This window comes from Hydrogenophaga sp. PAMC20947 (assembly GCF_004795855.1).
GTDB lineage: Bacteria > Pseudomonadota > Gammaproteobacteria > Burkholderiales > Burkholderiaceae_C > Hydrogenophaga.
The window spans coordinates 316895-329310 of the sequence record NZ_CP039252.1; the positions used below are offsets into that span (position 1 = coordinate 316895).

At 59.3% G+C, this 12416-nt stretch carries 10 protein-coding genes; 1 reads left to right on the forward strand and 9 read right to left on the reverse strand.

The window, feature by feature from the left end:
• Nucleotides 1–106 precede the first annotated feature (106 nt).
• On the forward strand, nt 107–1111 hold the full coding sequence (locus E5678_RS01450; protein WP_136176884.1) for a polysaccharide deacetylase family protein: 1005 nt from the start codon (nt 107–109) through the stop codon (nt 1109–1111).
• 19 nt (nt 1112–1130) lie between these two features.
• Here E5678_RS01450 and E5678_RS01455 read toward each other — a convergent pair whose 3' ends face one another.
• The 9 genes from E5678_RS01455 to E5678_RS01495 form a co-directional block, all read right to left on the reverse strand.
• A complete protein-coding gene (locus E5678_RS01455) occupies nt 1131–2171 on the reverse strand; it encodes an acyltransferase family protein (RefSeq protein ID WP_136176885.1) in 1041 nt (346 codons plus the stop codon).
• Between the two features lie 10 nt (nt 2172–2181).
• Nucleotides 2182–3162 carry a lysylphosphatidylglycerol synthase domain-containing protein gene (locus E5678_RS01460; RefSeq protein ID WP_136176886.1) on the reverse strand — a complete coding sequence of 327 codons (981 nt, stop codon included), beginning with the start codon at nt 3160–3162 and terminating at the stop codon, nt 2182–2184.
• 136 nt (nt 3163–3298) lie between these two features.
• Nucleotides 3299–4615, reverse strand: a complete 1317-nt coding sequence (locus E5678_RS01465) for an FAD-dependent oxidoreductase (protein ID WP_136176887.1) — start codon at nt 4613–4615, stop codon at nt 3299–3301.
• 418 nt (nt 4616–5033) lie between these two features.
• Nucleotides 5034–6857, reverse strand: coding sequence for a GDSL-type esterase/lipase family protein (locus E5678_RS01470; protein WP_136176888.1), 1824 nt, complete (start codon nt 6855–6857; stop codon nt 5034–5036).
• Nucleotides 6858–6901: 44 nt separating this feature from the next.
• Nucleotides 6902–8068, reverse strand: coding sequence for a nucleotide sugar dehydrogenase (locus tag E5678_RS01475; RefSeq protein WP_136176889.1), 1167 nt, complete (start codon nt 8066–8068; stop codon nt 6902–6904).
• 338 nt (nt 8069–8406) lie between these two features.
• Nucleotides 8407–9327 (reverse strand): AEC family transporter, encoded by a 921-nt coding sequence (locus tag E5678_RS01480; protein ID WP_136176890.1) that lies wholly within the window; start codon nt 9325–9327, stop codon nt 8407–8409.
• A 63-nt stretch (nt 9328–9390) separates the two neighbouring features.
• Nucleotides 9391–9807: a DUF1850 domain-containing protein gene (locus E5678_RS01485; RefSeq protein WP_136176891.1), complete on the reverse strand. Its 417-nt coding sequence runs from the start codon at nt 9805–9807 to the stop codon at nt 9391–9393.
• A gap of 21 nt (nt 9808–9828) precedes the next feature.
• Nucleotides 9829–10302, reverse strand: coding sequence for an acyl-CoA thioesterase (locus E5678_RS01490; protein ID WP_136176892.1), 474 nt, complete (start codon nt 10300–10302; stop codon nt 9829–9831).
• Nucleotides 10303–10311: 9 nt separating this feature from the next.
• Nucleotides 10312–12339, reverse strand: a complete 2028-nt coding sequence (locus E5678_RS01495; protein ID WP_136176893.1) for a TRAP transporter permease — start codon at nt 12337–12339, stop codon at nt 10312–10314.
• Nucleotides 12340–12416 lie beyond the last annotated feature (77 nt).

The window sequence follows — 12416 nt, forward strand, 5'->3', positions numbered from 1 at the left end:
TTCAGGCTGAGTTGCCCCACCCGTCGGGCCTCATCACGCACCGGTGCGGAGAGGCAAATTCCATACAAAACGGTATTGAGGCCGTTTTCAACCTGTTCAATTCATCATGTCCCGTCTCGCAGATACTGTCTTTCGGCTCGCCTCTCGTTCGCTGCGGGTCAGCCTGCGGCAGATTCCTTTGGGGTTTTCCCGGGCAGTGTCCTCTTCGACTCTGCCGATTTTCATTTTTCACGCGGTCGAGGAAAACCCCAAGCCTTACATCAAGCATTTGTACGATTACCATACGCCCGAGAGTTTTGAGCGGGTTCTGGATGAAATTTTGCGAAATTTCAGGCCGTTGGAGGACCTGTCTCCGCAGGGGATTGCACGTGCGGGCGCTGACCAATTTCTGGTCACTTTTGACGATGGCTTGCGATCTTCGTACGAAGTGGCCGCTCCGATACTTGAGCGCAAAGGCATCCCGTCGATTCATTTCCTGATCACGGATTTCCTGGCAGGCTCGTCTGCTTCACGCGTGGAGGAAAAGTTCAAAGCCAGTCTGCTGAAAGAAGCACTGAGCCACAGATCGTTGCGCGATCAGGCTGATGTGGCATCCATACTGGCCCATGCGGGGTATGTTGGTGCGCCTGAAGACGCTCTGATGTCGGTGCGATTGGCCGATGGCGCGGTCTATGCCGAGGTTGCCGAGCGCTTGGAAATCGATATGGACGCCTATTTTCGCGCGGATCGCCCCTACATCACCCACGATGAGGCGGCCGACTTGGCCCGCCGCGGCTTTATGTTGGGGGCGCACAGTCGCGACCACCCGCGCTATTGGGAAATCGGGCTGGACGAACAGGTGGAGCAAACCCTGCGCAGCATGCAGCATGTGCAGACCGCTTTCGGCCTACCTCACCGCTACTTTGCGTTTCCCTACAAGAACAAGGGCATCACTTCGGCGTTTTACGACCGCACACATGATGCTGTTGATCTGTTTTTCACGACCAGTGGCTGGGGAAACCGCATGAACCGCCAGAAAGTTTTTCACCGCGTGGGCTTGGACAGCACCGGCAGCGCCTCGCAGGCGCTCCAGAGCGGATGGAGACCCTTTCCGCTAAGCCTTGTGCAGTAAGCGCCCGCCAACCAACCAATCAGCGGCGAATACCCAGTGTCCAGGAGAGCCAGCGCTCAATGAAAGCAATGGCTGGCCACATCAGTAGAGCAGCCACAGTGAGTATCAGCCCTCCCCAGGGCAAGCTGTGCTCCATGGTGTCCAGGCTGGTTCCAGTGGCAATACTCAGTACCACTTTGACGCCTTTGATCGCGAGCATGTGCAACACGAGGATGCCCATGCTGTGTTGACCGATGAAGGCCAAAACAGCCTGCCATCTGGGGCTTGCCAGCCTGACCAGCATCACGGACATTCCGATGCCTGCCAGGGCAAACATCAAGAACAAAACCGGTTGATGGATCGTGGGGCCAGCCAGTCCGACGGCACCGTTGGTGGGCGAAAAGAGTGAGAGGCCCAGCAGGACCACAAACGCCATCCATCGCAGGCCTTTTGCCCACTGATTGACGGGATCGTGTCGCCTGAAATCCAGGCCCAGCTGGATGAAGACAGCGGCTCCCATGGCGGGAAGCAGGCTGAAGGGTGGGTTGAACTGTTCCTCTATCAATGCCGCGATCGAGAAGCACAACAGCAGGATGGCGTACTTGACAACGGGGTGGGTTGTCTGTGCGTTGAGCGCCTGCACGGCGCTCTGCGACAGGAAGAGGGCCATCAGGAACCAGAGTGGGCTGTTGACCAGCAGACCGTCGCCCACTGAGCCGTAGAAAATTCCCATGAATGGCTGCCACAGACCATAGCCGAACTGCGCCACCGTGATTCCGGCTGCCTGTGCAGCCGCATACCCGAGAACGTAGAACCCGTAACCCAGCAAGGCGTAAAAAAAGTAGGGAACGAGCAGTGTTTGGACTCGACGTCGCAGGAAGGTGGCGAACCGGGTGCCACCCGGTTTGAGCGTCATGCCGGCGGCAAAGAAGAACAGCGGGACGTGAAACGAAAAAATCCACATGTACCAGACCGGTACATCCGACAGTGACCAGACATGCCCCGTCACGATGAGCAACATGCCCCATCCCTTGAGGGCATCGATCCAAATTTCCCGGGTGGGGGTTTTCGTTTCTGCCATGGCGACGGGATCAGGGCTGGTTGTCGCTGGGTTGACTCAAGGGCGGAGCCTGCGTCAGCCATTGCAATAGCAGGCCAGCGACAAATGCCAGGCCGTCGCCCAGCACGGTGGCCAGACGCATGGTCACGCTCAGGCCAATAGCTGTTCCAGTCCCGACCACGGAGCCCAGCAAGGCCACAACCAACGCTTCCCGAACGCCGAGTCCGCCCGGAGCTCCAGGGAGCAAGTAGCCGGCGATCCATGCGGAGGTGAACATCAGGGTGAAGGTCAGGATGTCGCCGGATTCGACGCCGAAGAGGTAAGTCGCCTGCAGCTTGAGCATCAAGCCAAAGACGAAGAAGCACAGGATGAAGCCGCCGGCCACGGCCACCGCGGTGTGAAAGCGAGGCAGAGCCACCAACTGGCCACTGCCCAACCGACGCGACAGGCCGGGCAGAAGGCGGTTGAGCATCCAGACCGCCACCCACGGACTGATGGCCACGGCAACGCCCAACACGGCCATCACGGGAGCGTCTGGAATCGGAACATCAAGAATGTGTGAAGTATCCAAAAACAGCAGCAGGCCGGCCCCACCCATGCTCAGTCCGGTCGCGACCAGCCACAGGGTGGAAATAAGCATGGTGGTGATGGACACACCGATCGGCACGCCAGCTGCGCTGGCCAGGGTCACCTGTCCGATGAGATGTCCCACGTTGCCCGGCAGGTATTTGGCGACTTGGGCCATGCCCACAATCCGGAAGGCTGTGGTGGGCGCCAGGTGTACGCCCTGGTCTTTCAGCAGAGCCATCCACATCAGGCCGCCGAAGATCAGGTTCACGAACATGCAAAGGATGGTCGCAGCCATGGCGAGCCACGCTCTGGCATCCCAGCGAATGGCCGGGATGCTTTCGAAGTACTTTCCAACCGCATCGAAAAAGTAGATCGCCGTGATCGCGATGATGACCAATGAAGCCCACTTGAGCAGCCGCTTGGCTTGAGGTGAGCGGGTCATGCTTCTGCTTCTGCTTTGGAGGTGTTACCTTTTGGCCAGAGTGTCGGGCTGTTCAACGCACCCGCATGTTTTATGGAGTTGAAACAGGCGGGTGCATATGGGGTACGACCTACTAGGGGCGCAACCTTTGGCGGCATCAGGCAGGCTGACCGTTGATCAGGTCAGCAATACGCTTGCCCGCCATGATGCTGTGGTCCATGTTGTAGTACTGCCAATCCCCGAAGCGGCCACAGGGGTGCATGTCCAGGCTGACCATGTATTCGTGAATGATTTTGACGTTCTTTTCGTAGTCGAGGTCGTAAATCACGTAGGCAGGGTCAACCGTCAAAACGTCAGCGGCAAGAATCTCGTCGTCCGGGCGGAGGATCTTGGCTTTGGTCAAGCCGTCGATCGTGGCTTGAATCAGCTCTTTGTCGGTTTGAACGCGCAAAGGGCGGTGCTCTGAGTACGAAATTTCACAACAGACCGAGCTGGTGCCTGGCGGGCAGGTCTTTTCAGACGTGTTGCGGGGGAAGCTGATGCGGTGAAAGATGAACTCTTCGGCCTCATGGAAGTACAGCCAGTGATACGGGCTGATGTCGGGGCGGTTGATGCCGATGTTGACGCATTTGATCTGGTTGAACTGCAGTCCTTTGATCGCGGCGGTAACGTGCTCGGGCACACCATCGATGAACTTGGGCAGGTGGGTCAGGGGCAGCGTGTACACCAGGTTCTCGTAGCCGACCACTTTGCCGGAAGCGAAAGACACTTGTTTGCCGACGGGGTCAATCTTGGTGACCGTCTCGTTCAGATGGATGTTGGTGACCCCTTTGGCCAGTGCCACGGGAAGCGCTTCGATGGCTCCTTCAATAGGGTACCAGAACTCTTGGTTGAAGCCCGACATAGCGGTTTCGTCATGCAATGCTCCGCGCAGCACAGCTTCAAAATCAGGCTCTGGAACGCGGCGGTCGATCCAGCTGAAGTTCATGTATTTGGGGTCAATGGTCCAGATGCGCTCGGCATACGGGATCATCAGCTGTTCTGCGATCCCCTTGCCGAAGCGCCAGTACATCCACTCACGGTAGTTTTGTGGCTTGGGACGATCGGGGTTGCGCAATACGTCGACCAGACCGCTGAGACACTCGATGATGTCGGTAGCGGGTAAGCCATGCAGGTGGGCCTGGTATGGGAAGCGGGTGTAGAGGTCGTACTTGCCGTGGTAGATGTACGCCTTGCGTTTTTGGACGTGGAGGTTGTCCTTGAGCAGCGTGTGAATCAGCTGTGAGGCGTAAGGATCCACGGTGTACAGAATGTGCGGCGCGTAGTCGAACAGAAACCCATTGACATCTTCAGAGCGACAAAGTCCACCCACTTCATGGAGCATCTCGTACACGGCGTATTCACCCTTGAGGTGATAGCCGGTGCTGAGGCCTGTCAAGCCTGCGCCCAGGATGAGGTTTTTGGTTGTGTGCATTTACGTCCTCTGAAAACTGAAAAATCGACTATTTTAGAGTGCTAGTGTCACCGGAACCCATAGCCCTTGGGGCCCATGGGTTCTTGCGACCTCGGTTTTGGCGGTGCGCCTGAAACGGGTTGTGCCTGGTTGGCTCTCGGGACAGCGCTTGTTTTCAACGTGAGCTGCCTTGTTTGGGTCGCATGAGGGCCGATAGCCGCTGGGCCCGCCCTCATTTCTTGGCGATTGACTCACGCGGATGCTCTTGGCATGTTCTCAAGAGCCCGTTGGCATGGGTGGATGCCGTCCGAAGCGACGCACATGCTGCCGGGTGCGATGCTTCAGAAATTCAATCGGAACGCTGCGCTCCTGGGCTGGGGTTGCCCCTAAACGCATGCGTTCATGGCGTGAGACGTCGGGCAGGTGCCCGAGTCGCCGCTCAGAAACTCAAGTTGGCTTGCAGCTGCACATTTTGAGTTGATTGGGGTTGCTCCAGCTCGAAGGAATACCCTGCACGGAATGTGATTCGCTTGGAAACATCCATTTTGGCGTTGAGCGCCAGTTGGGTGCGGGATATTTTTGCACGTTGAATGATCTCGGTAGACTGGGTGCCGCCTGCTTCGGTCATGCCAACCGTGATGCTGTCGCGATGAAGGCTTTGAAGGTGGTTGATGCCGCCGCCCAACTGCAACTTGCGTCCCCCCGAGAATTGGATGGGCGCAAAACCCACATCGAGTCCAATGCCGGCGAGCAGCTCATTGGCGCGGGTCCCGGCAAAAGTTACATCGGTGGTGTAGAGCGTGCTCAAGGTCGCGGGGTTGAGCGAAGTGCCCTGATAGGTCAGCGCCGCCCAAGGCGTGAATACCGAGTCGCTTGGCGAGCGCCAGTTGTATCGCAACTTGCTCTCCATCGACCAGCCGGACGCTGATCGATTGTTGTCAATCTGCCGTGAAATCAGGTCGTCTGATCCATGTTGCGAAAAATCGTAATTGAGCTGGGAAAGCTGGGTGCTGACAAGGAAGTTGTCGATGGGCTGCATCCAGTAAGCACTTGCCGTGCGGGTGCTGTACCGCAGGCTGGTCCTGTCCTCAGAGCTTGCGATCAAGGTGCTTGCATTGCCTTGTGTCAAGGCGATGCCATAGGCCGCGGAGTTGGCCTTGTCTGTTTGATTGGGCGAGAAGTTGAACGCCAGCCCGCGAGGACCTTCGCGAAGTTTGTTGAGATCGGAGAAGGGTGCGAACACGACACCCTCCGATGAACGCTGGGCGCTGTCGCTTCGCTCGGTTCCCAGTGGAATCAAGCTGAAACCGGGTTGGTAGTTGCCCAGCTGCTGCTGCCGGAAACTCAGCAGGCCCGTATCAATATCGGAGTTCAGTTGACCCGCCGCGTCGCTGCCGGCGCTGACTGTGCTGGCCCATGTCCATGCCCGCGTCAAGTAGTGTTGATACACCCTGGAAATGAGCTCCATGCCCAAGCTGCCGTAGTGGAGGCTGTCAAAGTACAGCGAATCTATGGCAGTGCGTTCTTTGTCTTCAGTTGTGACGTTCACAAAGCCGAATTTACCTGGATCGGCGTAGACGCGATCGAATACCGTTTGCAAATCGACGGCAATGATGTTGGGATTTTCATTGGCAACGCCAGCAACAAAGCTGTTCCAGGCATTGACTTGTCCTTGGGTGGAATCAGCAACGCCCGGGTTGCGACTCCAATCGGTGATTTGCGTGACAAAAATGCGGTTGTTGCCATTGGCCGCACCCGATGCGAGCAATTGCGAGATGCCGTCGGTATAGCCCGCCTTTGCCGAGGCCAGATTGTCCGTGCTGCCTAGGCGCCCGATGTCGTTGTAGCCCAAATAGACAACGGACAGGTCGCGTTCGGTGACCGGCGTGTTGGTGCTTTGCCAATTGGCAATTTGTTGGGTAAACGACCGCACTTGGTCAGATGCAGCCGTTGCACCGCCGATTGCGTAAATTCGGGATTGCTCGACAGTTCCGTTGGCCTGAAGCGCCTGAGCCCAGTTGGTGATGCCTCGTGGTTCGGTGAAGTCTGGGTCGGTGTAGCTATCGCCATAGACGCGCATGACATTCACTTGCACCCCGTTGGCGGCCCCATTTTTCGCAAACGGGTTCGATGCAGCCGCAGTCGTACCCGTTGAACCACTGCTGCTGGCACAACCCGCGAGGAACAGGGTGACGAGACTCAATGTACATGCCGCATACACAGGGCTGTAGCGGTGGTTGTCAGGCGTTGAGCTAGAGGTCATTGGGATTCTCGCGGAGTGCAGGGGTGGAAAGTGGGTGTTGATGCTTAGTCGCTGCCAAACAAATCTCGAGTGAAGATTTTATCTTGAACGTCTTCCAGTGCAGCGGTCATCCGGTTGGTGATGATGACATCGGACTCGGCTTTGAAGGTGTCCAGATCGTTGACCACGGGGGAGTGAAAGAACTCGGGCTCGTTCAAAGCCGGTTCGTGGATTATGACCCTGATGCCTTTGGCCTTGATCCGCTTCATGATGCCTTGGATGCTCGAAGAACGGAAGTTGTCCGAGCCGGCTTTCATGATCAGGCGGTATACCCCTACCGTTTTGGGTTGCCTGCTCAGTATGCTGTCGGCGATGAAATCCTTGCGGGTGGTGTTGGACTGAACGATCGCCTGTATCAGGTTTTGGGGCACCGATTGGTAGTTGGCCAACATCTGCTTGGTGTCCTTGGGAAGGCAGTAGCCGCCGTAGCCAAAGGAGGGGTTGTTGTAGTGGTCCCCAATGCGCGGGTCAAGCCCCACCCCCTGGATGATCTGGCGTGAATTCAGCTCGTGGGCAGCCGCATAGGTGTCGAGTTCATTGAAGAAGGCTACGCGCATCGCGAGGTAGGTGTTCGAAAACAGCTTGATGGCTTCTGCCTCGGTCGAGCCGACAAACAGAACGGGAATATCGGTTTTCCGCGCGCCGCCTTTGAGCAGTTCTGCAAAGACGTGGGCACGCTCTGACTGCTCGCCTACGATGATGCGTGAGGGATACAGGTTGTCATGCAGGGCTTTGCCCTCTCGCAGGAACTCGGGTGAAAAAATCAGGTTTGCGCACCCTGTTTCGGCTCGGATCCGCTCGGTATACCCGACGGGTACCGTGGACTTGATCACCATGACGGCAGTCGGGTTGATGGCCATCACATCCTGGATGACTGCTTCGACCGAGCTGGTGTTGAAGTAGTTGGTTTCTGTGTCGTAGTCGGTAGGCGTGGCAATGATCACATACTCGGCGCCCCGGTAGGCGTCGGCCTTGTCCAGGGTCGCACGAAGATTCAGCGAGGCATCTGCCAGGAAAGCTTCGATTTCAGGGTCAGCGATCGGGCTCTTGCGCTGATTGATCATCTCGACCTTATCGGGAATGATGTCCAGCGCCACCACTTCGTGGTGTTGCGAGAGCAGCACAGCATTGGACAAGCCCACATAGCCTGTGCCGGCAACTGCGATTTTCATGTTGTTTTCCTTGCGTGGTCGAGATGTAATGCGCTCTTTTGCGTGTTGCCGATCTGGGTCAGGCTTGGGCGCACGGGGTCAACTGTTGGGTGAGCGCTGCGCCACGCCGTTGGACGGTGGAGCCTTGGCCGCCGCCGTGTGTCACCCTTGTGCGGCTGCGGGCGCCCAGCAGTCGCACAGGGGTGAGATTTTGCCATACCGCCAATGCGGGGTTGGTTACCTTCTTGTCACCTTGAGGCATCGGCTTCTTGAATAGTGAATTCTTTTGGATTATTTGTGGTGCTTTGGAAGCGCCTGGGTATGGCGTGATTCACCCCCGGGGCTCGGCCAGTTTGAGCTTAGTTTCCCGCCAAGCCGCTGAGCACACCCAGCGCGAAGGGCAGGCTGACCATCCCGAGCAAGGTCGACAAAGTGACCAGCCCGGCCACGTAGGCGCCGTTGTAACCCATGCGCGCTGCCAGCACGTAGCAGCTGGACGCCGTGGGCACCGCCGAGAACAGGAGCAGGACGCTGGTTTGCGTGGTGTCCAGTTTGAACAGCATGGCCAGTCCCAGCGCCATGACCGGCATGGCCATGTGGCGAATGGCCAAAACCAGCACGCCCAGTGTTTTGGCGTCTTTGAGCGAACTGAACTGCATGCCGGCACCGGCGGCCATGAGGCCCAGGGCCAGCGAAGCTTGCCCGATGCGGCTGACCGTTGGATCCAGCCAAGGCGGGATTTGCAGGCCCAGCAGGTTGGCCGTGAGGCCGGAAACCGTGCCGATGATCAGCGGGTTGCGGACCAGCTCCCGGGCAAAGCCTTTGTTGGCATGCCGCGCCATGGGCCAGACCGCCCCCACGTTGAGCAGCGGGACGCAGACGCCAATCACCACGGAAATCAGCAGCAGGCCCTCGGGGCCAGCCACTTTGTTGGCCAGGGCCAGGGCGATGAACGAGTTGAATCGGAAGCCGATTTGTGCGCTGGCAGCGTGCAGGCGCACATCCAGGCGCTTACCGACCCAAGGCCAGTGCGGCAGCGAGTAGGCCAGTGCGATCCCCATCAAGCACAGTGCCAGCCCCGCGCCCATCAGCGAGGAGGCCGTTGACAGATCCAGCGGGCTTTTCACGATTGAGTGAAACAGCAGCACCGGGAACATCAGAAAGTACACCAACCGCTCTACGGGTTCCCACACCTGGCGGTTGAGCGCGGTGAAGCGGCACAGCAGGTAGCCGATCAGGATCAGCGAAAAGTCTGGGAAGAGCAGTTGAGCGAAATTCACGGCTTGGAGCGTAACCGACGGCGCCAGGGCAAATGCCTGGCCGCTGTCTCGGGGGCGCTGGTCTCAAGGTTGATCGATGCAGGGTTCGAGCAGGGTGATGTCGCCGTCTGAGGGGAGCCATTGCCCCAGGGGTAGGCACTGGCCGGTTTGGCACCACTCGTAGTCGGCCGTGTAAATGGAGCGGGTCAACCGGAGACCTTTGGGAGACCAGGTGGTGGGCTGGTATTCGTACCATCCGTTGCGCAGCACGGCGTCATCGGGTGGCTCCATGCCCGCCGCTGAACCGCGCACCCGGGCTTTGAGGGCCTGAAGGATGGGGGTGGTTCCGTCGGGCGAAAGTTTGATCGCGTAGTCCTCTTCCCAGCGCACTTTTTCGATGGAGTGTGTCCAGGCGAGGGTAAAGCGCTGGGCGGGAACGAACACAGGCTGCGCCGAGACGCCGGCAGCAGCAAGGGAGAGGCAGACGCCAAGCAGACTCATGCAGGGTGTGCCAACAGGGGCTTACTGGATGGCCGCATAGCGCTGCGCCATTTCCCGGCGCACTTCCTTGCGCATTTCGGCGGCGGCGTAGCGGCGGCGTTCGTCTGGGGAGAATGGGCGCAAGGACGGTACCGGGGTGGGTTTGCCGCTGTCGTCCGTGGCCACCATGGTGAAGAAACAGCTGTTGACGTGCCGCGTCTCCTGCGTGCGGATGTTTTCGGCAATCACCTTGATCCCCACCTCCATGGACGAGTTGCCCGTGTGGTTGACCGAGGCGAGAAAGGTCACCAGTTCGCCCACATGGATGGGCTGGCGAAAGACCACCTGGTCGACACTCAAGGTGACGACGTAGGTGGTGGCATAGCGGCTGGCACAGGCATAGGCCACCTGATCCAGCAGCTTCAGGATGGTGCCACCGTGCACGTTGCCCGAAAAATTGGCGGTGTCAGGCGTCATCAGCACCGTCATGCTGAGCTGGTGGGCAGGGGTTTCCATGGGCAGGTGTCAGGCTTGGGCCGGGGCGCTGGAGGCTTTCAGGCGCCAGAAGTGCCAGGCGACAAATGCGGCCACGGCGGCGAGGCCGATCTCATCGGTCATGGGGAGTGCGACCACCAGGAAGCTGGCCGCCACGAAGGCGACGATGCGCTCGACCACGTTCAGCGGCCCCTTGAGGTAGCCAATGGCGGCCGCGCCCCACATGCCAATGGCCACCAGCGCCTTGAACACCACCCAGACGGTGGCCGTCCAGCCGCCGTCGCCTTGCAGCATGAGAGCCGGGCTGTAGACCGCCATGAACGGCACGATGAAGCCTGCGATGGCCACGCGGATGGCCTGCAGGCTGATCTTCAAACCGCTTTCGCGCGCAATGGGGGCCGCGGCAAATGCCGCCAGTGCCACCGGCGGCGTGAGGTCGGCCATGATGCCAAAATAGAAGACGAACATGTGCGACACGATGAGCGGCACACCCAGCTCCAGCAGCACCGGTGCGGCCAGCGAGCTGGTGATGATGTAGTTGGGGATGGTCGGAATGCCCATGCCGAGCACCAGGCAGGTCAGCATCGTCAGCAGCAAGGCCAGGAACAGGCTCTCACGCCCGATGGCGATGATGTGTCCACCGAGTTCGGCCGCCACACCGGTGAGGTTGATCACGCCGATGATCACGCCGACCAGGGCACAGGCGATCGCCACGGGCAGGGCATGGCGGGCGCCTTCAACCAGGGCCTTGACCGCGAGCGCGCGGGCATCGCCGCCGGTGCGCCGGATGAAGGTGATGGCCACCAGCACGGCTGCGATCACGAAGAACGTGCCGACGCCGAACTCGAAGAAGCCGGCACTGGCCAACCCGAGCAGAACCCAGAACAGGCTTCGCAGGGCCACACCTTTGACGCCCGTCATCACGGCTGCACCGAAAATCAGGATCACGGTGAGGCCCAGGCCCACAGTGCCCGAGAACAACGGGGTGTACCCAGAAAACAGCAGGCCGACCAAGCCAGCCAGGGGCAGCAGCAGGTGCCAGCGCTCGCGCACCGCGGTCCAGGGGTTGGGGCATTCTTCCTTGGGCAAGCCGATCAGATTTTTGCGGCCAGCTTCGAGGTGCACCATCCAGAAGGCCGTGGCGAAGTAGAGGATGGCGGGGATCAGCGCCGCCTTGACGATATCCAGATAGGGTACGTTGATGGTCTCGGCCATGATGAAGGCCACGGCCCCCATGACGGGCGGCATGATTTGGCCGCCCATGCTGGACGTGGCTTCAACGCCGCCAGCGAAGCTGGAGCTGTAACCGAACCGCTTCATCAGCGGGATGGTGAACTGGCCGGTGGTGACCACGTTGGCCACGCCCGAGCCGTTGATGGTGCCCATCAGGCCCGATGAAATCACCGACACCTTGGCAGGACCGCCGCGTGTGTGGCCGACCGTGCCCATGGCGAAATCGTTGAAGAGGTTGATCATGCCGGCTTGTTCAAGGAACGCGCCAAACAGGATGAACAGGAAGATGTATGTGGACGACACGTAGGTGGGTGTGCCGTAGATGCCTTCGGTGCCAAAGGCGAGGGCGCTGACGATCTGATCAACGCCAAATCCGCGATGCGCCAACATGCCCGGCAGGTATTGGCCAAACAGGCCGTACGCCAGAAAGATGCCGCAGATAAAAGGCAAGCCCCATCCCATGGCGCGGCGGGCGGCCTCAAAGACCAATGCGATGGTGATGACACCGATGACCCAGTCGGCCGCGATCAGCTCACCGGCTCGAAGTGTGAGGTCGGCTTCAAAGATCCAGTGGTAGAAGCCGAAAGCAAAACCCGTGAGCCCGAGGACCCAACCCAGACCCCGCCAAAAGATATTGCGCCCGCCCATGGGGGGGTAGAGCGCGAAGATCATCAGCAGGACGAAGCCGACGTGCACGGCGCGAACCACCTGGCTGGAGATGGGGCTGAAAGCCGCGGTGACCAGCTGAAAGCTGGAAAAGGCGATGGCGATCCAGAACAGGGCGCCCGTCAAGCCGGAAGGGGTTGTCTCTTTGTCGTTGTGCATGGCTGTCTCGGTAATACAGAGGTGACCGGTTTTGTGCCCGGTGGAGCTCAGAAAGTCCGCGCCTGCCAGGGCCAAAG